Annotated in this window: 21 protein-coding genes and 2 pseudogenes; 10 read left to right on the top strand and 13 right to left on the bottom strand. The window is 70.9% G+C overall.

Features of this window, described 5'->3' with window-relative positions; all coding sequences use genetic code 11:
• Positions 1-30 precede the first annotated feature (30 nt).
• Positions 31-1,023 (bottom strand): glycerophosphodiester phosphodiesterase, encoded by a 993-nt coding sequence (locus HHX31_RS27180; RefSeq protein WP_311932266.1) that lies wholly within the window; start codon positions 1,021-1,023, stop codon positions 31-33.
• A 69-nt stretch (positions 1,024-1,092) separates the two neighbouring features.
• Positions 1,093-2,178 carry a glutamine synthetase gene (gene glnII / locus HHX31_RS27185; RefSeq protein WP_211590396.1) on the bottom strand — a complete coding sequence of 362 codons (1,086 nt, stop codon included), beginning with the start codon at positions 2,176-2,178 and terminating at the stop codon, positions 1,093-1,095.
• Between the two features lie 150 nt (positions 2,179-2,328).
• Between glnII and HHX31_RS27190 the strand changes: the two genes are divergently transcribed.
• Positions 2,329-2,889, top strand: a complete 561-nt coding sequence (locus HHX31_RS27190) for a hypothetical protein (RefSeq protein ID WP_169951505.1) — start codon at positions 2,329-2,331, stop codon at positions 2,887-2,889.
• 63 nt (positions 2,890-2,952) lie between these two features.
• Here the strand turns inward: HHX31_RS27190 and HHX31_RS27195 are convergent, their stop codons facing one another.
• A complete protein-coding gene (locus HHX31_RS27195) occupies positions 2,953-3,717 on the bottom strand; it encodes a DUF72 domain-containing protein (protein ID WP_169951507.1) in 765 nt (254 codons plus the stop codon).
• A gap of 83 nt (positions 3,718-3,800) precedes the next feature.
• On the opposite strand from HHX31_RS27195, the gene HHX31_RS27200 reads away from it, so the two are divergent.
• From HHX31_RS27200 to HHX31_RS35325, 5 genes and pseudogenes are all read left to right on the top strand, one after another.
• Positions 3,801-4,346 carry a type 1 glutamine amidotransferase domain-containing protein gene (locus HHX31_RS27200; RefSeq protein WP_169951509.1) on the top strand — a complete coding sequence of 182 codons (546 nt, stop codon included), beginning with the start codon at positions 3,801-3,803 and terminating at the stop codon, positions 4,344-4,346.
• Positions 4,347-4,412: 66 nt separating this feature from the next.
• On the top strand, positions 4,413-5,291 hold the full coding sequence (locus HHX31_RS27205; RefSeq protein ID WP_169951511.1) for a sugar kinase: 879 nt from the start codon (positions 4,413-4,415) through the stop codon (positions 5,289-5,291).
• 614 nt (positions 5,292-5,905) lie between these two features.
• Positions 5,906-6,046: a hypothetical protein gene (locus HHX31_RS27210; protein ID WP_169951513.1), complete on the top strand. Its 141-nt coding sequence runs from the start codon at positions 5,906-5,908 to the stop codon at positions 6,044-6,046.
• A 406-nt stretch (positions 6,047-6,452) separates the two neighbouring features.
• Positions 6,453-6,650, top strand: a pseudogene (locus HHX31_RS35320) (DUF222 domain-containing protein); the annotation flags it as partial.
• A 912-nt stretch (positions 6,651-7,562) separates the two neighbouring features.
• Entirely contained in the window at positions 7,563-7,970 is a 408-nt protein-coding gene (locus HHX31_RS35325; RefSeq protein WP_283244647.1) for an HNH endonuclease signature motif containing protein, read from the top strand.
• Positions 7,971-8,151: 181 nt separating this feature from the next.
• Here HHX31_RS35325 and lipB read toward each other — a convergent pair whose 3' ends face one another.
• The 6 genes from lipB to HHX31_RS27245 all read right to left on the bottom strand — a co-directional run bounded on the left by lipB (position 8,152) and on the right by HHX31_RS27245 (position 13,150).
• Positions 8,152-8,787, bottom strand: coding sequence for a lipoyl(octanoyl) transferase LipB (gene lipB, locus HHX31_RS27220; protein ID WP_249346731.1), 636 nt, complete (start codon positions 8,785-8,787; stop codon positions 8,152-8,154).
• A 59-nt stretch (positions 8,788-8,846) separates the two neighbouring features.
• Positions 8,847-9,062, bottom strand: a complete 216-nt coding sequence (locus HHX31_RS27225; protein ID WP_169951519.1) for a PspC domain-containing protein — start codon at positions 9,060-9,062, stop codon at positions 8,847-8,849.
• Positions 9,063-9,192: 130 nt separating this feature from the next.
• The gene (locus tag HHX31_RS27230; RefSeq protein WP_169951520.1) at positions 9,193-9,990 is read right to left on the bottom strand and encodes an ABC transporter ATP-binding protein; all 798 of its coding nucleotides are present in this window, start codon (positions 9,988-9,990) and stop codon (positions 9,193-9,195) included.
• Entirely contained in the window at positions 9,987-11,051 is a 1,065-nt protein-coding gene (locus HHX31_RS27235) for an iron chelate uptake ABC transporter family permease subunit (RefSeq protein WP_211590397.1), read from the bottom strand. The genes HHX31_RS27230 and HHX31_RS27235 overlap by 4 nt, the downstream gene beginning before the upstream one ends.
• On the bottom strand, positions 11,048-12,067 hold the full coding sequence (locus HHX31_RS27240) for an iron ABC transporter permease (RefSeq protein ID WP_169951522.1): 1,020 nt from the start codon (positions 12,065-12,067) through the stop codon (positions 11,048-11,050). Before HHX31_RS27240 ends, HHX31_RS27235 begins: the two co-directional genes overlap by 4 nt.
• Positions 12,068-12,106: 39 nt before the next feature.
• Positions 12,107-13,150: an ABC transporter substrate-binding protein gene (locus HHX31_RS27245; RefSeq protein ID WP_169951524.1), complete on the bottom strand. Its 1,044-nt coding sequence runs from the start codon at positions 13,148-13,150 to the stop codon at positions 12,107-12,109.
• A gap of 185 nt (positions 13,151-13,335) precedes the next feature.
• Here HHX31_RS27245 and HHX31_RS27250 point away from each other — a divergent pair, with 185 nt between their 5' ends.
• Both HHX31_RS27250 and rho read left to right on the top strand, forming a co-directional pair.
• A complete protein-coding gene (locus HHX31_RS27250; RefSeq protein WP_169951526.1) occupies positions 13,336-13,914 on the top strand; it encodes a hypothetical protein in 579 nt (192 codons plus the stop codon).
• Between the two features lie 379 nt (positions 13,915-14,293).
• Positions 14,294-15,349 (top strand): annotated as a pseudogene (gene rho / locus HHX31_RS27255) (transcription termination factor Rho); the annotation flags it as partial.
• Here rho and HHX31_RS27260 read toward each other — a convergent pair.
• The 3 genes from HHX31_RS27260 to deoC form a co-directional block, all read right to left on the bottom strand.
• Entirely contained in the window at positions 15,346-16,212 is an 867-nt protein-coding gene (locus tag HHX31_RS27260; protein ID WP_169951530.1) for an aldehyde dehydrogenase, read from the bottom strand. The pseudogene rho and the gene HHX31_RS27260 overlap by 4 nt on opposite strands.
• A gap of 221 nt (positions 16,213-16,433) precedes the next feature.
• Positions 16,434-17,861 carry an aldehyde dehydrogenase family protein gene (locus HHX31_RS27265; RefSeq protein ID WP_169951532.1) on the bottom strand — a complete coding sequence of 476 codons (1,428 nt, stop codon included), beginning with the start codon at positions 17,859-17,861 and terminating at the stop codon, positions 16,434-16,436.
• 15 nt (positions 17,862-17,876) lie between these two features.
• Positions 17,877-18,830: a deoxyribose-phosphate aldolase gene (gene deoC / locus HHX31_RS27270; protein ID WP_169951534.1), complete on the bottom strand. Its 954-nt coding sequence runs from the start codon at positions 18,828-18,830 to the stop codon at positions 17,877-17,879.
• A gap of 216 nt (positions 18,831-19,046) precedes the next feature.
• On the opposite strand from deoC, the gene HHX31_RS27275 reads away from it, so the two are divergent.
• The gene (locus HHX31_RS27275; RefSeq protein ID WP_169951536.1) at positions 19,047-19,214 is read left to right on the top strand and encodes a hypothetical protein; all 168 of its coding nucleotides are present in this window, start codon (positions 19,047-19,049) and stop codon (positions 19,212-19,214) included.
• 132 nt (positions 19,215-19,346) lie between these two features.
• Complete coding sequence (locus tag HHX31_RS35330; RefSeq protein WP_283244644.1) at positions 19,347-22,265, top strand: AAA family ATPase; 2,919 nt, start codon at positions 19,347-19,349, stop codon at positions 22,263-22,265.
• On the opposite strand, the gene HHX31_RS27285 is transcribed toward HHX31_RS35330, so the two are convergent.
• Complete coding sequence (locus HHX31_RS27285; protein ID WP_311932267.1) at positions 22,262-22,831, bottom strand: TMEM165/GDT1 family protein; 570 nt, start codon at positions 22,829-22,831, stop codon at positions 22,262-22,264. The two genes, HHX31_RS35330 and HHX31_RS27285, sit on opposite strands and share 4 nt — an antisense overlap.
• Positions 22,832-22,983: the final 152 nt, after the last annotated feature.

The raw sequence follows: 22,983 nt of genomic DNA on the forward strand, positions 1-22,983 counted from the left end.
GTCCAAATGTCCCGCAAATGAAAATCATTGTCAACTTGTGGCGATCCGCCGGGAACGCCCCGCGAGCACGGCCCGCGCCGTTCCCGGGTTGTCGGCGAAGACCCCGTCCACGCCGAGGTCGTACAGCATCGCCAGCCAGCCCATAACGTCTCCCGTCGCCCGTTCGTAGGCGGCGCCGTCCGGGTCGCCGCGCCGGAAGTCGGCCGGGAGCTGGGCGTTCTCGTCGCGGACGGTCCACACGTGTACGTCGAGCCCCACCCTGTGCGCGTCCCGCACCAGGGTCGTGGGGGCGAGGAGACGACCATCGGGACCGGTCGGCACCACCCGGGAGGTCGCCACGCCGATGCCGTCCGCGTACGTCGCGACCTCCTCGAGCCCGGCGGGCGTGACCATCCGGTCGTACGCCGCGCCGGAGCCGCCGATCAGCTGGATCAGCGGCAGCCGGGTCGCCCCGCGCAGCTCGCGCAGGTTGCCCTCCTCGAACGACTGGATGAAGACCGGGTCGCTCCGGTGACGCCAGCCGCGCCGGTCCAGCACGCCGAGCAGCGGCTCCTCCAGCGGCAGGCCGATGGAGGCGAAATAGGACGGGTGCTTGGTCTCGGGGTAGACGCCCACGCCGTTCCGCCGGGCCAGCTCGACGACCTCGTCGAAGGTCGGGATCACGGCCAGGCCGTCGAAGGCGGCGTTGCCCGGCCGCAGGGCGGGGATGCGCTCGGTGGCCCGCAGCGTACGCAACTCCGCCAGCGTGAAGTCCTCGGTGAACCAGCCGGTGACGGTCACCCCGTCGATGGTCTTGGTGGTGCGGCGGGCGGCGAACTCCGGGTGGTCCGCCACGTCCGTGGTCCCCGAGATCTCGTTCTCGTGCCGGGCCACCAGGACGTGGTCTTTGGTGGAGACCAGGTCGGGCTCGATGTAGTCGGCCCCGAGCGCGATCGCCGTCTCGTACGACGGCAGCGTGTGCTCCGGCCGCAGGGCGCTGGCGCCCCGGTGGGCGATGACGAGGGGTTCAGGCTGGTGCGGCACAGCGGCCACCGTATACGCGTACGGCTCCCGCGCCGGAGGCGGGAGCCGTACGAAGGAAGAGGGGGGCTGTCAGACCTGGCCGGCCTTCTCCAGAGCGGCGCAGCAGGTGCCGACCATCAGGCGGGTGACGACGTAGGGGTCGACGTTGGCGTTGGGGCGCCGGTCCTCGATGTAGCCCTTCTTGTCCACCTCGACCTGCCACGGGATGCGGACGGACGCGCCGCGGTCGGAGACACCGTAGCTGAACTCGTCCCACCGGCCGGTCTCGTGGTGGCCGGTGAGGCGGTCCTCGACGCCGTGGCCGTAGTTCTTGACGTGCTCCATGGCGTTCTCGCCCAGGGCCTCGCACGCGGTGATGATCGGGTCGTAGCCCTCGCGCATCGCCTTCGTGGAGAAGTTGGTGTGCGCGCCGGCGCCGTTCCAGTCGCCCTTCACCGGCTTGGGGTCGAGCGTGGCGGCCACGTCGAACTCCTCGGCGGTGCGGTAGAGCAGCCAGCGGGCGACCCACATGTGGTCGGAGACCTCCAGCGGACCGGCGGGGCCAACCTGGAACTCCCACTGGCCGGGCATGACCTCGGCGTTGATGCCGGAGATCTTCAGGCCGGCGGCCAGGCAGCGGTCGAGGTGCAGCTCGACGATGTCACGGCCGAACACCTCGTCGGCGCCGACACCGCAGTAGTAGCCGCCCTGCGGAGCGGGGAATCCGCCCAGCGGGAAGCCGAGCGGGCGGCCCTCCTTGAAGAAGGTGTACTCCTGCTCGATGCCGAACCACGAGTCCTGGTCGGCGAACCGCTCGGCCACCTCGGCGAGCGGGGAGCGGGTGTTGGTGGCGTGCGGCGTCATGTCGGTGTGCAGGACCTCGCACAGGACCAGTACGTTGTCGCCGCCCCGGATCGGGTCGGGGCAGGTGAAGACCGGCTTGAGCACCAGGTCGGACGCGTGACCGCTGGCCTGGTTGGTGCTGGACCCGTCGAAGCCCCACAGCGGCGGCTCGGCGCCGTCCGCGAGGACCTTGGTCTTGGAGCGGAGCTTCGCGGTCGGCTCCGTGCCGTCGATCCAGATGTACTCGGCCTTGTAGGTCACGTCGATCCCTTCGAGCGAGGCGGCCTGGGCGTTTCGTCCGCCACGCCCAACAGTGCCGTTGTGGGATTTCATAGCCTTTGCCCGTTTGTAACTGGAGCGTTAACGCGCGTTTCTTTACCAGGCGGTGTTTTGTCCTGTTGTGACCTGCGGCACATGATCTCCATTCTTTTGGGCACTCGTAGGACGTCCACCAATCGCAACCGCACCTAGGAGTGAGGGCAGATGGTCTTGTTGGGCCTGCTTCTGGTCCTGATCGCGGCGGCCGCTGTGATCGAGGTGTCGGTGAACGACACCGCGAACACTCTGCCGATCACCGTTCTCGATCGCACGTTCAACTTCAGCCCGTTCGAGCTGTTCATGGCCGGTGTCGTGACCACCGCCGTCTTCGTCGCCGGTCTGCTGCTCATCACCGGCGGCATGCGCCGCTCCGCCGTGAAGCGCCGCAAGCTGCGCGAGGCCCGTCTCGCGGAGCGGGACCGCGTGTCCCGCCTGGAGGCCGAGAAGCGCGACCTGGAGCGCCGCCTGGAGACCAGCTCGACGGCCGCGCATCCCAAGGTCGACCGGGACCGCGACGGCGTCGACGACCGCACCGAGGCCAGGACTGAGGCCAAGACCGAGGACAGGGCTGCGGCGAAGGCCGAGGACAGGGCGGCGGCCAGGACTGAGGACAGGGTCGAGGGTCCCACCGCGCCGCACGACCGCGTCTCGGTGCCCGCTCAGCAGTCCTCCCCCGACCGGCTCGTGGCGGGCGGCCGGCACTCGGCCGACGAGCGCCGCGCCTGACCCGGCATGCCGGGGATCACACTCGCCCGCGGGCCGTTCCGGCGCCCGGCCCGCGGGCGCCGGTCATGACCGGACCTGCGCCGTTCTCGGCGGGCGCGCCCTGGTGACATCCGGCCTCCGCGCGCACGCCAGCTCCGCGAAGGTGATCGCGTTGCGTACGGCGGCGCCGCCGGGATCGTTGTTGAAGTAGACGTAGGCGTCCGGCACGTCCCCCACGCGCTCCACCCAGCTGCCCAACGCCTGTGCGCCGTAGCTGGGCCACGGCTCGGCCCGCCCCTCGTGGAAGCGCAGGTAGACCCAGTCGGCCGTACGCCACAGGGGGCCGGCGGGCCGGCCGAGACGGTCCGCCCAGCACAGCGCGGCCCCGAACTCCGTCAGCAGGTCGCGGATCTCCCCGGTCCACCACGAGGCGTGCCGCGGCTCCACCGCCACCCGTACGGCACGCGGAAACCGGGCCAGACAGGCCCGCAGCCGGCCCGCGTCCACCTGCAGCGTCGGCGGCAGTTGCAGCAGGATCGGGCCCAGCTTCGAGCCGAGACCCTCGGCCACGCCCATCAGCCGCTCGACCGGCTCCTCCGGGTCCTTCAACCGCTTGATGTGCGTGAGGAAGCGGCTCGCCTTGACCGCCATGACGAAGTCGGGCGGCGTACGCTCCCGCCACGACTCGAACGTCTCCCGCTTCGGCAACCGGTAGAAGGCGTTGTTGTTCTCGACCGTGGCGAAGATCTCGCCGTAGCTCTCCAGCCACAGCCGCTGCGGCACGCCCCCGTAGACGACGTCGCGCCAGTCGGCGTACTGCCAGCCGGAGGTCCCCACCAGCACGGGCATGCCCATCCCCTACCCCGCGTACGGCATAGATCGCACTCGTCCGGGCACGCGACGTCAAGACCGAGCAAAAGAGGGGAGCAACAATGATCCAGGGCAAGACGATCGCATTCCTCGTCGCCCCCGAGGGGGTCGAGCAGGTCGAGCTCACCGAACCGTGGCGGGCCGTCGAGCAGGCGGGCGCCACGCCGAAGTTGGTCTCAGTGGAACGCGGGGAGATCCAGGCGTTCAACCACCTCGACAAGGCCGGCACCTTCCCCGTGGACGCCGTCGCGGGAGAGGTCACCGCCGCCGACTTCGACGCGCTGGTCCTCCCCGGCGGCGTCGCCAACCCCGACTTCCTGCGGACGCGGCCGGAGGCCGTACGGTTCGTCAAGGAGTTTTTCGACGCGGGCAAGCCGGTCGCGGCGATCTGCCACGCGCCGTGGACCCTCGTGGAGGCCGACGTGGTGCGCGGGCGCACACTGACCTCCTGGCCCAGCCTGCAGACCGATCTCCGCAACGCGGGAGCGACCTGGGTGGACCAGGAGGTCATGGTCTGCACGGGTGGCCCGAACACGTTGGTCACCAGCCGGAAGCCGGACGATCTCAAGGCCTTCTGCCAGGCCGCCGTGGACGCGTTCGGCGCCTGAACCAGGGCTTTCCGGGCGGATCAAGGTCTGTCATGCTTTTCGGATGTACTTCCGTGGACTCACGGCATGACCGAGGTTTTCACGCTCGGAGAGGCATTGGGCGTCGTCTCCGGCGACAGGCTGCGGCATGACACGACCATCCGCCTCGACGTCGAAGGGCCGGAGCTGACGACGGCGATCGGCCTGGCCCGGCTCGGCCACACGGTGAGCTGGCTGGGCCGGGTCAGCGCCGACGAGCTCGGCACCCGCACGCTGGCGGTCCTGCGCGGCGAAGGCGTGGACGTCTCCCACGTACGGGTGGACGAGACCGCGGCGACCGGGCTGATCCTCCGCCAGCGGCGCATCGGCCGGTCGTCGCATGCCGTCCACTACAGGGAAGGCTCGGCCGGATCACACCTGTCGACCGGCGACGTGCCCGGCGAGGTGGTCCAGTCGGCGCGGATCCTGCACGTCACCGGCGTCACCCTCGGGCTGAGCGGCCTCGCGTGGAGCGCCGTGCACCACGCGGTCAAGCTCGCCAAGGACGCCGGGGCGCTCATCTCCGTGGACGTCAACCACCGCGCGAACCTCTGGCAGAGCGCGGAGGAGGCCCGCCAGGGGCTCACCGAACTCGCCGCCTCGGCCGACGTGCTGTTCGCGACCCAGGACGAGCTCTCGCTCGTCGAGCCCGTGCTCGCGTCCACCTCCGAACTGGTCGTGACCCGGGGTGCCAAGGGAGCCAGCGCCACCGTCGAGGGCCTGCGGTACGACACACAGGCCGCCCCCGTGACCGCGGTCGACCCCTCCGAGGTCGGAGGCGCGTTCGTCGCGGGCTATCTCAGCGCGATCCTGGACGGGCTGCACCCCGCGGACCGCCTCAAGCGCGGCATCTCGGTGGCCGCGTTCGCCGTCGCGAGTTACAGCTCCTGGCAGGGCCTGCCCACCCGCCGCGAACTGCCCCCGTGAGCCCGCCGTCCTCGAGTACCGGCGGCCGGTCGACCTGACCTGGGACGCGCTCCGCGCCGCCGACGAGGAACCGCGCCGCCATCGGCGGCGGGTGGCCGAATGGGCGCAATCGCCGAGCCGCCCGATCGACGGCGGTTACGCCGAACGCGTCCAGCGGGCACTGGACGACGACCTCGACACCCCGGAGGCGCTGCGCCTGCCGCGCTGGAAGCCGACGCGTCGGTCACGCCACGTTTCGAGACCTTCCTCCACTTCGACCACGTGCTCGCCCTCGACCTGCCCGCCGACATCGGCCGGATCTGACGGCGCTACTCCCTCTCCCCACCTGTGGCTCCAACAAATCGCCTGCTCAGGGGTGTTGGTGGGGTGCTGGCGTGAAAGAATTCACACAAGAGTTCGAATCACGTTGGGAGGTGCGATGGATCTGTCCGACCTCGATCCTGAGCGCCACCATCGTTCGAATAGCGGAGATGACGGCTGGTGGGATCGGCTGATCGCCGATTCTCCTTTGTGGTCGACGGACGGTTCGCTCGCCCGCGACAAGCCTGTGCACAACGCCAGTGCCACTGCCTACGAGGCCACCGCCAGCAAGACTCCAGACAGCGGGACTTCTGATGGTGACGCTTCTGCCGGTCCTGCCGGTGCGGATGCCGCCGGTGCCGATGCCGGTGCCGGTGGTCCCGAGGGAGGGGCGGATGCCGGTGGTGGGGGTGATCGGCGATCTCGGTCGTCGTGGGTGCTGGTCGCCTCGCTGAGGGAGTCGGCGCAGGCGCTGGCCTTGGCTCCGATCCCCGATACGCCCGAGATCTGCCTGGCCGAGGCCGAGGATCTGTTGTTCGCCCGCGATCGGATCACGTGTGCGCTGGCCGAGCGTGTCGGGCGGGTGCATCGGGCGGGGCAGGCCAGACAGCATGGGCATGCCTCGACCCGGAGTTGGTTGCGCACGGCCGGGGGGATGACGGTCGGGGGTGCGGGCCGCCTGCTCACCCTGGGCATCGAACTGGCGCGGCTGCCCACCGTGCGGGAGATGTTCGCCGCCGGACATCTGGCGGCGGGGGTGGTGGAGGCGATCTGCGCCGCCGTTGCCGGGCTCTCGGATGAGCAGGCAGGGCTGGCCGAGCCGATCTTGGTGGGGTTGGCGGGGCGGGCGGGCGCGACGAGCGGGCCGACTACGCGCGGCGGTCATTGCGGGTGCGCCCGGGCAAGGGCGGCGGCCTGGAAGGAGAGTTCTATCTGCCGCGTGAGGCGGCGGCCCGGTTGCGGGCGCTGCTGGACGCCTACGCCCGGCCACGGGCGGAGGGCGATGACCGGTCACTGGCGGAGCGTCAGGCGGACGCGTTCATCGCCCTGCTGGAACAGCAGATCACCACCGAGCTTCTCGTGCTGGTCAACGCCGAGTCCCTCCCCACCGACCCCGACCCGGAACCTGGCCCCGAGCCGGAAGCCGACCCCGACCCCGAGGCCGCGTCGGGTAGCGACCCCGAGCCCACCAGCGAGCCCACCACGGACCCTGCGGCCGACCCGACGACGGAGACCGCCGAAGACCCTGCGCAGGGCGGGGCCCCCTACGACACCCCAGGCAGCGACGACAACGACGACACCGAGGACGCCGGGGCGGCCGAGACTGGCCGCCAGGCGTGGCAGCCCGGGGAGGCCAAGGTCGCGCCGGTCAGCCCGGACAGCGATCACACCAACTATCCCTCCGAGTACGACAAGACCGACGCAAACACGACAGGTGCCAGAACAAGCGGCAGTGCGGTTGACGCGGATGGCACTGCGGCTGGCGGCTCGGCCGGCCTCCGTGACGAGGAGTCCGGCGCTGACATGACCGGTCGCGCGCAGACGAGGACCGGGCAGCAAAGCTGGTCGCGGTGGGGTGAGTGGCGCTCACCCGATCCTCCGGGGGATACCCATGCCCACCACACCCACGCCGGGCCCCGGCCTGCGAGGGCGGTACCGCATGCGCACAGCAGCAGCCAGCAGAGCAGCGGTGAGCAGGGCAGCGGTGCGATCCCGCGTGGCGAGCAGACACCGGACGCGCCGACCGCGCCGACCGCGCCGACCGCGCCGGAGGCACCGCACCCGTCGGGAGAGGCGGCAGCAGGAGGACCGGCAGGGCCGCCGGGAAGAACGGCACGAGCGTCAGGAGGGGCACCGGGAGCAGCACAGGGAGCAGAGCCGCCGCCCGGCGCACCCGGAGCGGAGCCGGGAGCAGCACCGGGGGCGCCACAGGGAGCGGGGCCGGGTGCGCGGTTGGGTGCGGGGTTGGGGATGGTGCCGGGGTTGTTGCTGGCCACCGGACAGGTCCTGCCCGTCACCAGCGTGCACCGGCTGGCCCGCACCTCCACCCTCATGCGCATCATCATGGACGCCGACGGCCAGGTCCTCGACATGGGCCGCAAAGTCCGCCTCGCCACCCCCGCCCAGCGACGGGCCATCTTCGCCCGCTACGCCACCTGCTGGATCGACGGCTGCCCACTGCCCGCCACCCTGTGCCAGATCGACCACGCCGACAACTGGAGCACCGGCGGCCTCACCGACCTGAAACTCCTCGGCCCCGCCTGCCAGTTCCACAACCGCGACCGCTACCAACACCCCCACCGCTACACCAGACGCCAAACCGGCAAAGACCGCTGGGCCTTCACCTACCACGGCCGCACCAGACGGATGCAGGTGTAGATGCGCATGGACCACAGGCGCCAGAGCGCACAGCGCAGGCCCACGAAGGCACGGAGGCACCGCCGAGGCGGCAGGTACGACCGCGCCCAGAAGCCTTTGCCCGGGACTGGTCCTGGCACGCGCGGAGGCTCCGCACCTCCGAGCAGGGTGGCCGGACGAGATGCCGGCCCGGGTGCTGGGGTCAGACGGCCTCGAACGCCTCTGCGACGACTCGGCGGGCCTCTTCCATGGAGGCCCGTCCGAGCTCGTGAGCGACCGAGGTCATCTCCACGTCGGGCATGCCGCAGGGGATCGCGAGGTTCCACGGCGTGAGGTCGCCGTCGACGTTGAGCGCGAAGCCGTGGCTGGTGACCGACCGGCTCGACCGCATGCCGATCGAGACGATCTTCCGGCCGGTGTCCTGTGTCCACACGCCGGTCAGCAGCTCAGACCCGGGCGGCGTGTCGCGGCGCTCCGCCGGGATACCGATCCTGGCCAGTGCCTCGACCAGCCGCAGCTCGACCTCGCGGATGTAGTCGACCACGCCCTCGTCGGACCGCAGCTTCACGATGAGATAGCCCACCAGCTGCCCGGGGCCGTGATAGGTGAGCTGACCGCCACGGCCGGTCGGCACCACGGGGATGCCGGCCGACGGGTCGGGCAGATGGGTCTCCAGCGTCCGCTTGCCGACCGTGAAGACCGGGGGATGGCTGAGCAGCCACAACGTGTCTGGCCGCGCGTCGTCCTGCCGTTCCTCGACCAGCGCGGCCATCCGCTCCATGGCCTTCTCGTAGTCGACCAGCTCGTCCTGGATCAGCGTCAGGGGCCGTTGCCTCATCATCGCTCACCTCTTCCGATGTGAGCATAGACGCGGCCGCTCCGGCCCCGCGCAGCCGCCTACCTGCGGTCGTACGAGTAGTCGTAGCCGGCCGACGAGGGGGCCGGGGCCTTGGGGAAGAGCACCCACATGATGAGGTAGGCCACGAACTGGGGGCCAGGCAGGATGCACGACAGCAGGAACAGCAGGCGCACGACGGTGGGCGACATGTTGTACCGCTCCGCGATCCCCCCGCACACACCGGCGATGATCTTGTACTTTCTCGATCGGTACATCGACCGCTCCTTTCGTCACCCGGTTCAACGGACCTTCCTCATGACACGTTCCGCGAGAAACCCTGAGAAAACCCCGATGCTCCGACCCTGAGGTCCCAGCGGCCTAATCCGCGCTGCCTATCCGCGCTACCTATCCGTGCTGCCAGGGCGCGCCGGGTACGACCAGTGGGCTGCCGGTGACCGGATCCGGTACGACGACGGAGGTGAGCCCGAAGACCTCGTGGACCAGATCGGCGGTGATGACGTCGCTCGGCGGGCCCTGCGCGACGATTCGTCCCGTCTTCATGGCGATGAGATGGTCGGCGTAGCGGGCGGCCTGGTTGAGGTCGTGCAGGACGGCGACGACGGTACGGCCGCGCTCCCGGTTGAGCTGCCGGACCAGGTCGAGCACCTCGACCTGGTGCGCGATGTCGAGGTAGGTCGTCGGCTCGTCCAGCAGCAGGAGGTCGGTGTCCTGGGCGAGTGCCATCGCGATCCAGGCCCGCTGCCGCTGGCCTCCGGACAGCTCGTCGACCGGCCGGTCGGCGAGGTCGCCGGTCGCGGTGCGCTCCATGGCCTCGCTGACGGCCTTCTCGTCCGCCTCCGTCCACTGCTGCCACCACTTGTGGTGTGGCTGCCGCCCACGCGTGACCAGTTCGGAGACCGTGATCCCCTCCGGCGGCACCGGCGTCTGCGGCAGCAGCCCGATCTTCTGCGCGACCTGCTTGGTGGGGATGCGGGACAGCTCGGCGCCGTCCAGCAGGACCGTGCCGCGCCGCGGCTTGAGCAGCCGGCCCAGGGCGCGCAGGAGGGTGGACTTGCCGCACGCGTTGGGCCCGATGATGACGGTGACCCGTCCGTCCGGGATCTCCAGGTCGAGGCCGTCGACGACCGTGCGGTTGTCGTAGGTGAGCACGAGCCCTTCGGCCCTCAGGCGGTTGCCGGTCATGCTGCGCCTCCGGAACGGCTGCGAGTGCGGACGATCAGCCACATCAGGTACGGCGCGCCCACCGCGGCGGTGAGCACGCCGACCGGCAGCTCGATCGGGGAGAACAGCTTGCGGGCCAGCAGATCGGCGAGGGCCATGATGAGCGCGCCGGTCAACGCGGAGCCGACGAGCGGGATCTGCGCGGTGCGGGTGAGGCGGCGGGCGATCTGCGGGGCCAGCAGCGCGACGAAGTCGACGGGGCCCGCCGCGCCCGTCGCCACCGACGCCAGGACGACTCCGAGGGCGATCAGGCCGAGACGGACCCGGCCGAGCCGTACGCCGAGAGCGGTCGCCGTGTCGTCGTCGAACGACATGGTGCGCTGGGCTCTGGCCGCCCACAGCAGCGCCGGTATCAGCACGAGCATGAGCAGGGCGAGCGGCACGGCCTGGTCGTAGCCGCGGCCGTTGAGCGACCCGGTGAGCCAGACTCTGGCCTGCTGGGCCACCAGATAGTCGCCCTTGGTGACGAACAGATGCGTCAGGGAGCCGAGGGCGACCGAGATGCCGATGCCGATGAGCACGAAGCGGCCGGCGAGCAGGCCCCGGCGCCAGGCGAAGACGTAGACCAGCGTGGCGGCGGCCATGCCGCCGAGGATCGCGACGTACGGCAGGGTGGTGTGCGCGGTGACGCCGAAGGTCATCATGGCGACGGTCGCCGCGCCCGCGCCGTGCGTCACACCGATCACGTCCGGGCTGGCGAGCGGGTTGCGTGCCACGGTCTGGACGAAGGCTCCGGCGAGGCCGAAGGCGGCGCCGGCCAGCAGGCCGACGGCGAGGCGGGGCATCCGCAGGGTGCCGACCACGAACTCGTCGGGGCTCGGCTGCCCCGCGAGCACGCGGACGACCTGTGCGGGGCTGACGAAGGACTCTCCGACGCACAGATAGGCGATGACGGTCACCGCGAGCACCGCGCCGAGCGCGGTGGCGACGAGTGTCGCCCTGCGGTGCAGCAGGAAGCTGCCCCGCCCCGCGCGCAGGACGGAGAAGCCGGTGGGGCGCACGGAGGTCCCGGGCGTCGTCACGCCGCCACCGCCTTCCTGCGTACCAGTGCGATCAGGAACGGCACGCCGAGCAGCGCGGTCATGACGGCCACCGGCACCTCCGAGGGCGCGAAGACGACCCGGCCGATGACGTCAGCGACCAGGATCATCACGGGACCGAGCAGGGCCGCCGCGGGCAGGACCCAGCGGTGGTCCGTGCCCATGAGCGCTCGCGCGATGTGGGGGACGGCCAGGCCGGTGAAGGCGATCGGACCGGCGGCGGCGACCGCGACGCCGGTCAGGACGGTGGCGGCGAGACCTCCGAGGATGCGCAGCAGGGGGACGTTGTGGCCGAGTCCCCTGGCCACGTCGTCGCCGAGCGCGAGCGCGTCGAGTCCCCGGGCCAGCGCGGCGACCAGCAGCACGCCGGCGAGCAGGAACGGCCAGATCTGGCCGGCGACATCGAGGGTCCGGCCGCTGATCGAGCCGACGTTCCAGAACCGGAACTCGTCCAGTGTCCTGGCGTCGGTCGTCACGATGCCGGAGACCAGGGAGGCGAGCAGGGCGTTCATCGCGGTGCCGGCCAGGGCGAGCTTGACGGGGGTGGCGCCGCCGCGCCCGCCGGCGGCGATCACGTGGACCGCGACCGCCGCGATCCCGGCGCCCGCGAAGGCGAACCACACGTAGCCGGTGAGCGAGTGCACTCCGAAGAGCGCGATCGCGCACACCACGCCCACCGAGGCGCCCTGGCTCACGCCCAGGATGCCGGGCTCGGCGATGGGGTTGCGGGTGATGCCCTGCATGACCGTGCCCGCGATGGCGAGGGCGACGCCGACCATCACCCCGATGAGGGTGCGAGGCGCGCGTAACGACCGTACGACGTGGGCGTCGTCGCCGGTGCCGCCGTGCAGCAGGGCGTCCACCACGACGCCCGGCGCGATCTGCCGGCTGCCCACCGCGAGGCTGAGCAGCACGGCGAGGACGAGCAGGACGGCGAGGAGCAGCAGGAGTGCGCTCCCCGCCATCCCGCCGACGCGCCGCCGGGGGGCACGGGACATTCGTTCGGTTTCTAGGACCTGGGACGGGACCACGTGCGCCTATCGGGTGAGGTATCTGTCCAGGTCGGCGACGACCTCCATGGCGGCGGTGACGCCGAGGCCGAGATACCAGGTCTCGTCGGGGACGTCGTACGCGTGGCCGGCCTTGACCGCCTTGAGGTTCTGCCACAGCGGGTTGCCCTGGACGGCGGCCTTGTCGGTGGCCTTCGGATCGCCGTAGACACCGGTGAAGATGACGTCCGCGTCCGCCTGGTCGATGTTCTCCGCGCTCACCTCGGCGGCGAGGTCGGGGATGTTCTGGTTGTCCGGGCGGGGGATTCCTGCGTCGTCGAGGATGGTGCCGATGAAGGAGGCCTTGGCGTAGAGGCGGATCCGGCCGTCGGGCATGAAGCGCACCATCGAGACGACGGGCTTGTCGTCGCCGAGCTTCCCGTCGAGGTCCTTGACCGCGCGGTCGTAGTCGGCGAGCTTCGCCTTGGCCTCCTCGGTCTTGTCGAGGGCGGCCGCGTTGAGGAGGTAGTTCTCCTTCCAGGTGAAGCCGGGACGGATGGAGAACACGGTCGGGGCGATCTTCGACAGCTCGTCGTACTGGTCGGCGGCGCGCAACTGGCTGCCGAGGATCAGGTCCGGGCGCAGCCCGGCGATCGCCTCCAGGTTGAGGCTGTTGATGGTGCCGATGTTCTCGGGGGTGCCGGCGTCCTGCTTCAGGTACGACGGCAGTTCCGGCGACCCCTCGGTGGGCGCGTAGCCGACCGGCTGAACGCCCAGGGAGACGACGTTGTCGAGCTCTCCGACGTCCAGGACGACGACCCGCTTGGGCTGCGCCTTGATTTCGGTCGTGCCCATGGCGTGGGTGATGGTGCGCGGCCATTCGCCGGGCTTGGCGTCGGTGCCCATCGCGGCGGTCTTCTCGGCGGCGGTGGTGAAGTCCGCACCACCCTGTGCGACGGCCTTCTTGGCGGCCTCGCCGGTGGGCTTGCCCGCGTCCGCGCTCGTCCCGGAGGAGGCGCCGCAGGCCGCCAGGGAGAGCGCGACCGCGACGGCGCCGATACCGAGACCGATGCCGCGGTGCCGGAGAAACATGAAGGGGCCCCCTACCAGAAAGCAAAGATTAGGTAAGGCTTACCTTATAGGTATCCTCCCTGGTTTCAGCAAGTCCGAAAGGTGTCATTGAGGCCACCGAGTGGCCGATTGAGGGGGGTGAGACTGGTGATCTTCTTCAAGAAGAGGGCATACATGGAGCCAAAAGACCGTTCCTGGAGACCCACATGGACATAGCGACCCTGCAGGCGCAGACCCGCCTGTACCTGCGCCAGAAGATCACCGTGATGGTGAACAGGTACGTCGTCCATGTGGTTCTCCCCGACGGCTCCGAGGGGGAGGCCGTCGCGTTCGCCGAGCAGAAGCGGATGGCACTCAAGGAGCAGGTGACGCTCTACACCGACGAGTCCCGGCAGGCGACGCTGGCCGGTTTCAAGGCGCGCAAGGTCCTCGACGTCGCCGGCGAGTACGACGTCGTCGACCACGCGGGAGCGCCGATCGGCACCTTCCGCAAGGACTTCGGCCGGTCGCTGCTCCGCTCGACGTGGCACCTCTCGCAGCCGGGGCTGCCGACGCTGACCGGCAGGGAGCGGAACCTGGCGGTCGCGCTGTTGCGCCGGTTCTCCGACTCGCTGGAGTGGCTGCCGTACCACTTCGACTTCAGCATCGGCGCCTCGATCGCGTTCTCCGTCGAGCGCCGGTGGGGCCTGCGTGACCGGTACGCGATCGAGATCCGCGACCCGCGCGTCGACCGCCGCCTGGTCATCGCTATGGCCGTGGCGCTCGACGCCCTTCAGTCGCGGTAGATCACGAGGAATCGCCGCGGCAGGTGGGCCTGTTATAGTCGATGAGCTGCCGTATGGTTCTGGCTCCGATTCGAGCACATACGCGGCACCTATGCCTTATCTACGCCTGCCTTGTCTACGCCGTATCTACGCGGCACATGCGCGTCTCACCGCTCAACACACGCACCTGCGCACCCACCGCTGCGTGCACGCCTGTCCGGCCTTCCCGCTCCGGACGTGCCCTGGCATCCACAGCTCTAGGAGTTCCATGACCCTGACCGCTTTCGACGTTCCCCAGCCCCGCAGCGCGCCCCGCGCCTCGTCCGGCCGGACCACCTCAGGCCGGACTTCCTCTGGCCGGACTTCCTCTGGCCGGAGGAGAAACTCCCCGCCCTCCGAGGTCACCGGCCTGCTCGACCTGACCGAGAGGAACGCGGTGATCCGGGCCCGCGGCTACCTGCCCGGGCCGAAGGACGTGACCGTTCCCGCCACGCTCGTCGACGCGCTCCGGCTGCGGCGTGGCGATCTCGTCACGGGCATCGCGGCGGACGGCCGGCTTCTCTCCGTCACGACCGTCAACGGCGGGCCGGCGGACGTGGCGCGGCCGGACTTCGCCGACCTCGTGCCGATCCACCCCGACGAGCGGCTTCGCCTGGAGACGTCGCGGAACGCCCTGGCCACGCGCGTCATCGACCTGATCGCCCCGATCGGCAAGGGCCAGCGCGGCCTGATCGTCGCCCCGCCGAAGGCCGGCAAGACGACGCTGCTCAAGGCCGTCGCGAATGCCATCACCACAAACCACCCCGAATGCCACCTCATGGTCGTCCTGGTGGACGAGCGGCCGGAAGAGGTCACCGACATGCGGGAGTCGGTCCGGGCCGAGGTGATCGCCTCGACCTTCGACCGGCCGCCGCAGGACCACATCACCGCGGCCGAACTGGCCGTCGAGCGGGCCAAGCGCCTCGTGGAGACGGGCCGGGACGTGGTCGTGCTCATCGACTCGATCACCCGCCTCGGCCGGGCGTACAACATGGCCGCGCCGAGCGGAGGACGGGTGCTCACGGGCGGCATGGACGCCGGGGCCCTGTACCGGCCCAAGAGGGTGCTCGGCGCCGCCCGCAACATCTCCGGCGGCGGCTCGCTCACGATCCTCGCCACCGCGCTGGTCGAGACGGGCTCGAAGATGGACGACATCGTCTTCGAGGAGCTCAAGAGCACCGGCAACATGGAGCTGAAGCTGAGCCGGAGCCTGGCCGACCGCCGCGTCTTCCCCGCCGTCGACGTCGTCGCGTCCGGCACCCGCCGCGAGGACCTGCTGCTGCACTCCGCCGAACTGCCGCTGGTGTGGCGGCTGCGCCGGGCGCTGCAGGACCAGGAGGCGTTCGACCGCTTCCTCACCACGCTGAAGAACACGGGCTCGAACGGCGAACTCCTCCTGGCCCTGGGGAAGGGCTAGACCCCGATCGGATGCCAGACGGTCTTGGTCTCCAGGAACGCCGTCATCCGCCCGATGCCGGGCTCGGCGAGCCAGTCGACCGGACCGGCCGGCGGCCTGAGCACCCGCTTGAGGTTCTCCGCGGCCAGTTCCTCGCACGTGACGGCCAGTTCGGCGTCCGCGCCCGTGAGGTCGATTCCGTTGACGTCCATGTGACCCGCCAGCCAGGGGGCGATCTCCGCGGCCGAACCGGTGAGGATGTTCACCACCCCGCCCGGCAGGTCGGAGGTCGCCAGCACCTCGGCCAGCGTGATCGCCGGCAGCGGCACCCGCTCGCAGGCCACCACCACACAGGTGTTGCCCGTCACGATCACCGGGGCGATCGCGCTGACCAGCCCGAGCAGCGGTCCCGTCTGCGGGGCGATCACGGCCACCACGCCGGTCGGCTCCGGGCTCGACAGGTTGAAGTACGGCCCGGCGACCGGGTTGGCCGAGCCGACGACCGCCCCGATCTTGTCCGACCAGCCCGCGTACCAGACCAGCCGGTCGACCGTCGCGTCCACCATGTCGCCGGCCTGCTTGGCCCCCACGCCGCCGACCGCGGTGATCTCCGCGACGAACTGCGCGCGGCGGCCCTCCAGCATCTCCGCGATCCGGTACAGGATCTGGCCCCTGTTGTACGCCGTGGCGCCCGACCAGCCGGGGAACGCCTTCCGCGCGGCCACGACCGCGTCCCTGGCGTCCTTGCGCGAGGCCCTTGCCGCGTTGGCGAGGAAGTCGCCCTTGGAGGAGGTCACCTCATACGACCTTCCGCTCTCCGAACGCGGGAACGCGCCCCCGATGAACAGCTTGTACGTCTTGCGCACGGCCAGCCGCTCACTCATCGAAACTTCCAATCTCCAGTGGACGGGCCGGCTGGTAGGTCTGACCGCACCGGCACACGCCGCCGCGGTGCGCGAACCAGCCGTGCCGTACGGCGAAGCGGCCGGAGCGGCGGCCCCGCGAGTAACCCTCGCCCGCCCCTGCGCGGGCCCGGCGGACGAGACGGCGGCGCTGCCCGTCGGCGCACCTGCAGGACGGGCGGCCGGAGGGGTGATGACAACGGTCATACGGCAAGGTAGGCCTCCAGACCGTGGCGCCCGCCCTCGCGGCCGTAGCCCGACTCCTTGTAGCCGCCGAACGGCGACGTGGGGTCGAACCGGTTGAACGTGTTGGACCAGACGACCCCGGCCCGCAGCTTGGACGCCGTCCACAGCATGAGCGAGCCCTTCTCGGTCCACACGCCCGCCGACAGCCCGTACGGCGTGTTGTTGGCCTTCTCCACGGCCTCGGCCGGGGTGCGGAAGGTCAGCACGGACAGCACAGGCCCGAAGATCTCCTCCCTGGCGATGCGGTGCGACTGGGCCACGCCGGTGAAGACGGTGGGCGGGAACCAGTAGCCGCGGTCGGGGATCGGGCACGCGGGCGACCACCGCTCCGCGCCCTCGGCCTCCCCCGACTCCGTCAGCTCGCGGATCCTAGCGAGCTGCTCGGCCGAGTTGATCGCGCCGATGTCGGTGTTCTTGTCCATCGGGTCGCCGAGCCGCAGCGTGCCGAGGCGCCGCTTGAGCGCCTCCAGCAGTTCCGCGGCGACCGACTCCTGCACCAGCAGCCGCGACCCGGCGCAGCAGACGTGGCCCTGGTTGAAGAAGATGCCGTTGACGATGCCCTCGACGGCCTGGTCGAGCGGCGCGTCCTCGAACACGATGTTGGCGGCCTTGCCGCCGAGCTCCAGCGTGAGCTTCTTGCTGGTGCCCGCGAGGCTCCTGGCGATGAGGCGGCCGACCTCGGTCGAACCCGTGAAGGCGACCTTGTCCACTCCGGGGTGGTTCACGAGCGCCGCGCCCGTCTCGCCCGCGCCGGTGACGATGTTGACGACCCCCGGCGGCAGCTCCGCCTGACGGCAGATCTCGGCGAACGCCAGCCCGGTCAGCGGAGTGGTCTCGGCCGGCTTGAGCACGACCGTGTTTCCGCAGGCCAGCGCGGGCGCGATCTTCCAGGCCAGCATGAGCAGCGGGAAGTTCCACGGGATGACCTGCCCGGCCACGCCCAGCGGGCGAGGGTTCTCCCCGAACCCGGCGTACGCCAGCTTGTCGGCCCAGCCCGCGTAGTAGAAGAAGTGGGCGGCGACCAGCGGGAGGTCCACGTCGCGGGCCTCCCTGATCGGCTTGCCGTTGTCGAGCGTCTCCAGGACCGCCAGCTCACGCGAGCGTTCCTGGATGATCCGCGCGATCCGGAACAGGTACTTGGCCCGCTCCGCGCCCGGCATGGCCGACCACACGGGGAACGCCTTCGTCGCGGCCTGGACCGCCCGGTCGACGTCGGCCTCCCCCGCCCACGCGACCTCCGCGAGCACCTCCTCGGTGGCCGGGTTGACGGTCTTGTGGCGATCCTCGCCCTGCGGGTCGACCCACTCTCCGCCGATGAACAGGCCGTACGACGGCCGGATGTCGACGATGTCCCGCGACTCGGGCGCGGGTGCGTATTCGAACATGCCTCAGTCCAGCCCTCAGTCGAGCGTGAAGTAGTCGGGACCGGCGTACCGGCCGGTGGCCATCTTCTGCCGCTGCATGAGCAGATCGTTCAGCAGCGAGGACGCGCCGAGGCGGAACCAGTCGGGGTGCAGCCAGTCGGGCCCGGCCGTCTCGTTGACCAGCACCAGGTATTTGATCGCGTCCTTGGTGGTGCGGATGCCGCCCGCGGGCTTCACGCCCACCTTCCGGCCGGTCACGGCCAGGAAGTCGCGCACGGCCTCCAGCATGACAAGCGTCACCGGGAGCGTGGCGGCCGGCGACACCTTGCCGGTCGAGGTCTTGATGAAGTCCGCCCCGGCGATCATCGCGAGCCAGGAGGCCCGCCGCACGTTGTCGTACGTCGCGAGTTCGCCGGTCTCCAGGATGACCTTGAGGTGAGCTTCGCCACAGGCCTCCTTGGTGGCGACGATCTCCTCGTACACCTTGAGGTAGTCGCCGGCGAGGAACGCGCCGCGGTCGATGACCATGTCGATCTCGGCGGCTCCGGCGGCCACGGCCAGGCGGGTCTCCGCGGTCTTGACCTCCAGCGAGGACCGGCCGCTGGGGAACGACGTGGCGACGGACGCCACCTTCACCCCCGACCCGGCCAGTGCCTCGACAGCGGTCGCGACCAGGTCGGGATAGACGCAGACCGCGGCGACGGGCGGCACGGACGCGTCGGTGGGGTCGGGGCGCACCGCCTTGGCGCACATCGCCCTGACCTTGCCGGGAGTGTCCGCGCCTTCGAGGGTGGTGAGGTCGACCATCGCGATGGCCGTGTCGATGGCCTGTTTCTTGGCGGTCGTCTTGATGGATCGCGTGCCCAGCATCGCGGCCCGTGCGTCCGCACCGACCCGGTCGACCCCGGGAAGCCCGTGCAGGAACGCCCGCAACGTCGAGGGTGAGGAGGCGACCCCGTCGAACTTCGCTGCCGCGAGCGGAGTAGTCATAGTTGGCACGGAACCAGCATCCCCGACCACTCGGATTGATTCCAAACCCGGCGACCCCGGCGCACCTAAGACATCCTTACCCGCCTTAGAAGTCCTACGCCGTCTGCCGTACCGGAGATGCGCCCAGAGATAGGGCATCCGCCTGATGTGCCGCACCCCGTCTTAGACCGAACCTTGAGGAGTACGAAAAGAGACGCGAAACAAGGAGACGCAGCGATGGGTCCCGAACTGCACTACCAGGTGATGATCGACCGGGCGGCCGAACTCCAGCAGGAGGCCAGGGAGCACCGGCTCGCCCGCCAGTCCCAGGCGGGCGCGAAGGCCCGGCAGCGCTCCGGCCAGCGCCGGCTGCGCGCGGCCTTCGGCAAGCTCCGCACCTCATGAAACGCGCTCGAAGGCCCGGCCGGCCCCTCCCTCCCGGCCGGGCTTCTCGGCCGCCGTGACCCTGTCCGGTGAGCGAGATCTGGCGGTAAAACCACGCGAAGCCACGTAAAGGGTCATGACATGCTTTACGGCATGACACGCCGGGCGGTGAGCCCCGTCTTCGTCGGGCGGGGCACGGAGTTGGAGACCCTGAGCGAGGCATACGACCAGGCCAGGAAGCAGGCCACGGCGGCGGTCCTCATCGGGGGCGAGGCGGGTGTGGGGAAGACCCGCCTCGCCGTCCGCTTCGCCGAGCAGGCCGCGCAGGACGGCGCCCACGTGCTCGTCGGGGGCTGCGTGGAGCTCTCCGCCGAGGGCCTCGCCTACGCGCCGTTCACCGCCGCGCTGCGGCAGCTCGTCAGGGAGGGCGGCGCGGCGGAGGTCGCCGCCCTGCTGCCCGACGGCGCCGCCCGCGACCTGGCCAGGCTGCTGCCCGAGTTCGGCGAGCCGAGCGGCGACGGGGAGACCGAGTCGGCCCGCGCCCGGCTGTTCGAGCTGATCCTGACCTTGCTTGAGCGCCTCGCCGAGCGCCGGCCGGTGGTCCTCGTCATCGAGGACATCCACTGGGCCGACCGCTCCAGCCGCGACCTGATCGCCTTCCTCAGCCGCAACCTCAGGTCGGCTCCCGTCCTGATGGTCATGACGTACCGCTCGGACGAGTTGCACCGCACCCATCCGCTGCGGCCGGTGCTGGCCGAGCTGGGCAGGGTCGACGGCGTGGTCCGGGTGGACCTGCCCCGCTTCACCCAGAGCGAGGTCGCGGCGCAGATGGCCGGGATCCTCGGAGTCACCCCGGAGTTCGCCAAGGTGGACCGGGTGTTCGACCGCAGCGGCGGCATCCCGCTGTTCGTGGAGGCGCTGCTCGACTGCGGCGACGAGTGCTCGTTCCCCGACTCGCTGCACGACCTGATCATCGGCTCCGTGGAGCGGCTGCCCGAGGACTCCCAGCGGGTGCTGCGGATCGCCGCCGCCGGTGGCGTACGCGTCGGGCACGACCTGCTCGCGGCGGTCAGCGGCCTGTCCGACGTGGAACTGGAGAACGCGCTGCGGCCGGCCATCGCGGCCAACGTGCTGCAGGTGGCCGACGGCGGGGCGTACGCGTTCCGGCACGCGCTGATCCGCGAGGCGGTCCACGACGAGCTGCTGCCGGGCGAGCACGCGCGGATGCACGCGCGGTACGCCCAGGAGATCGACCGTGACCGCACCCTGGTGCCCCCGGGCCGGGCGGCCATAGAGATCGCCCACCACTGGTACTCCGCCCGGGACGACCTGTGGGCCCTGATCTCGGCGTGGGAGGCCGCCGGGAAGGCGGCCAAGTCGTTCGCCTACACCGAGCAGATCCAGCTGCTCGAACGCGTGCTGACCCTGTGGGACAAGGTCCCCGACGCCGCCGAGCGCATCGGCCACGACCACTGCACTGTGCTGGAGCGGGCCTCCGAGGCGGCCTTCCTCAGCGGCGAGATGGAGCAGAGCCAGAAGTACGTGCGCGGCGCCCTGGCCGAGCTGGACGAGCGCACCTCCCCCGAGCGGGTGGCCGAACTGCTGGTCCGGATGGCCAACGTCAAGGAGCACAAGGGCAAGCCGGGGAGCCTGGAGTACCTGTGGCGCGCCGAGCGGCTGGTCCCGCATCCGGGCGACGTCCGCGCGCTCGTGCTGGCCCGGCTGGGTCAGAGCCTGATGTGCGCCGACGAGGTCGAGCAGGGCACCGCGCTCACCGAGGAGGCGCTGCGCATCGCCCGCGAGACGGGCGACGAGGTGCAGGAGGCCGACCTCCTGATCAACCTCGCGCTCGGGCACTCCATCAACGGCGACCTGGAGACCACGTTCGCGGCCAACGAGCGGGCGCTGACGATGGGCACCCGCCTGAACTCGCCCCGCATCATCCTTCGCGCCCTGGGGAACAACGTCGACGCCCTCGACAACCTCGGCCGCTCGGAGGAGGCCGTGGCGCTCGCGCTGGAGGGCGAGAAGCTCGCCCGCCGGTACGGCAGGTTCCGCCACCAGGGCACGTTCATCGCCAACAACCGCGCGGAGGCGCTGGAGTCGCTCGGCCGGTGGGACGAGGCCATCGAGATCATCAAGCGGTCCCTGACGATGGGACCGACCCCGCGCAACCGGTGGCACATGCAGCGGGTCCGGGCGGACATCGCGATCGCGCGCGGCGAGGAGGACCTGGCGCGGGACATCCTCACCGAGGTCGGCGCCTTCTCTCCGCACCGGGACGAGCAGACGCAGGAGTGGACGAACAACGTCCGCCTGCGAGTCGCGTGGCACCTGATGCGCGGCGAGCCGCTGCCGGCCCTCGACGTGCTGGAGGCGGAGCTCGACGACCCGCCGCTCGCCCGCAAGGCCATGCTCGCCGGGCGGCTGCTCGCGTCGGTCAGGTACGTCTGCGACGCGGCGGCTCCGGTCGCCCCCGACCGGGTGGCCCGGGTGTGGGCGCTGGGCGACCGGCTGGCGGAGAACCTGGGCGGGGGGCCGGTGAACGAGGCTTTCGGGCTGGTCTACCGGGGCGAGTTCGACGCCGCCGCCGAGGCGTGGCAGCGGCTGGGCCGTCCGTACGTCCGGGCCAAGGCGCTGCTGCACGGAGCGATGGTCGCCGCCGCGAGCGGCGACCGCGACGGGGCCTCGCTCCGCCTGCGCGAGGCCCACCCGCTCGCGGTCGCGCTGCGCGCCGCACCTCTGGTCACCCAGATCGACACGCTGGCCCGCCGGGTCGGCTGCCCGATCTCGGAACCCGCACGGCAGGCGGCGGAGCCGGGCACAGATGCAGGCGCAGCAGCAGGCACGGAGCAGGTCGCGCTGACCCCGCGCGAACTGGAGGTGCTGCGCCTGGTCGCGGCCGGGCGCAGCAACAGGGACATCGCGGCCGAGCTGTTCATCTCGGCCAAGACGGTCAGCGTGCACGTGTCGAACATCCTGCCCAAGCTGGGCGTGTCGAGCCGGGGCGAGGCGGCGGCCGCGGCCCACCGCCTGTCCCTCCTCGACCAGGGAGTGTCCGGCACGGCCTAGGCGAACAGCGGCTCGGCCAGCAGGAGCAGTCCGAAGACGGCGAACGCGGCGGCCGCGCCATACTTGATCCACTTCTCGGGCAGCCTCGTGCCGAGGAACCTGCCGACCAGGATGGCCAGGGCGTCGGCGGCGACCATGCCCACGGTGGAGCCGACCCACGTGCCGAACCAGCCGTGCTGGGTGGCCAGCGTGATCGTGGCTAGCATGGTCTTGTCGCCCAGTTCGCTGAGGAAGAACGCCACGGCGACGGCGATGAACGCGTTGCGGGTGGTCCTGGCCGCCTTGCCCTTCTCCTCCTCGGTGAGCTCGTCGCCCCGCAGCGTCCACGCGGCGAAGGCGAGGAACGCGAGGCCGGCGACGATCGAGATGGCGGTGGTGGGGAGCGCGTCGCCGACGAGGTTGCCGAGGCCGACGCTGGCGAGATGGACGAGCGCGGTCGCGGCGGTGATGCCGGCCAGCACCGGCGCCGTCTTGAACCTGGTCGCGAAGGTCAGGGCCATGAGCTGGCTCTTGTCGCCCAGTTCGGCCACGAAGATGACGACGAGGGATATCCAGAGGGCTTGCACGGGGTCGCCTTCCGAAGGGAGATCGCGACCGGGCCGCCGTACGACACCCGGGGAGCTCCGGGCGCGACCTCGGCCCGGCAGCATGCGGTCATGACTGTCGGGCCGAAGGTCTCGTCCGCCACGAGGGCTCCACGACCGGGCGGACAGGCCGC

The sequence above is a fragment of the Microbispora sp. H11081 genome, from assembly GCF_012999535.1.
Taxonomy (GTDB): Bacteria; Actinomycetota; Actinomycetes; order Streptosporangiales; family Streptosporangiaceae; genus Microbispora.

Excerpts from the sequence above, each read along its gene's own strand:
- glnII (WP_211590396.1), bottom strand. The coding sequence starts at position 2,178 with ATGAAATCCCACAACGGCACTGTTGGGCGTGGCGGACGAAACGCCCAG.
- HHX31_RS27190 (WP_169951505.1), top strand. The coding sequence starts at position 2,329 with ATGGTCTTGTTGGGCCTGCTTCTGGTCCTGATCGCGGCGGCCGCTGTG.
- HHX31_RS27195 (WP_169951507.1), bottom strand. The coding sequence starts at position 3,717 with ATGCCCGTGCTGGTGGGGACCTCCGGCTGGCAGTACGCCGACTGGCGC.
- HHX31_RS27200 (WP_169951509.1), top strand. The coding sequence starts at position 3,801 with ATGATCCAGGGCAAGACGATCGCATTCCTCGTCGCCCCCGAGGGGGTC.
- HHX31_RS27205 (WP_169951511.1), top strand. The coding sequence starts at position 4,413 with ATGACCGAGGTTTTCACGCTCGGAGAGGCATTGGGCGTCGTCTCCGGC.
- HHX31_RS27210 (WP_169951513.1), top strand. The coding sequence starts at position 5,906 with ATGGTGACGCTTCTGCCGGTCCTGCCGGTGCGGATGCCGCCGGTGCCG.
- HHX31_RS35325 (WP_283244647.1), top strand. The coding sequence starts at position 7,563 with ATGGTGCCGGGGTTGTTGCTGGCCACCGGACAGGTCCTGCCCGTCACC.
- lipB (WP_249346731.1), bottom strand. The coding sequence starts at position 8,787 with ATGAGGCAACGGCCCCTGACGCTGATCCAGGACGAGCTGGTCGACTAC.
- HHX31_RS27225 (WP_169951519.1), bottom strand. The coding sequence starts at position 9,062 with ATGTACCGATCGAGAAAGTACAAGATCATCGCCGGTGTGTGCGGGGGG.
- HHX31_RS27230 (WP_169951520.1), bottom strand. The coding sequence starts at position 9,990 with ATGACCGGCAACCGCCTGAGGGCCGAAGGGCTCGTGCTCACCTACGAC.
- HHX31_RS27240 (WP_169951522.1), bottom strand. The coding sequence starts at position 12,067 with ATGTCCCGTGCCCCCCGGCGGCGCGTCGGCGGGATGGCGGGGAGCGCA.
- HHX31_RS27245 (WP_169951524.1), bottom strand. The coding sequence starts at position 13,150 with ATGTTTCTCCGGCACCGCGGCATCGGTCTCGGTATCGGCGCCGTCGCG.
- HHX31_RS27250 (WP_169951526.1), top strand. The coding sequence starts at position 13,336 with ATGGACATAGCGACCCTGCAGGCGCAGACCCGCCTGTACCTGCGCCAG.
- HHX31_RS27260 (WP_169951530.1), bottom strand. The coding sequence starts at position 16,212 with ATGAGTGAGCGGCTGGCCGTGCGCAAGACGTACAAGCTGTTCATCGGG.
- HHX31_RS27265 (WP_169951532.1), bottom strand. The coding sequence starts at position 17,861 with ATGTTCGAATACGCACCCGCGCCCGAGTCGCGGGACATCGTCGACATC.
- deoC (WP_169951534.1), bottom strand. The coding sequence starts at position 18,830 with ATGACTACTCCGCTCGCGGCAGCGAAGTTCGACGGGGTCGCCTCCTCA.
- HHX31_RS27275 (WP_169951536.1), top strand. The coding sequence starts at position 19,047 with ATGGGTCCCGAACTGCACTACCAGGTGATGATCGACCGGGCGGCCGAA.
- HHX31_RS35330 (WP_283244644.1), top strand. The coding sequence starts at position 19,347 with ATGACACGCCGGGCGGTGAGCCCCGTCTTCGTCGGGCGGGGCACGGAG.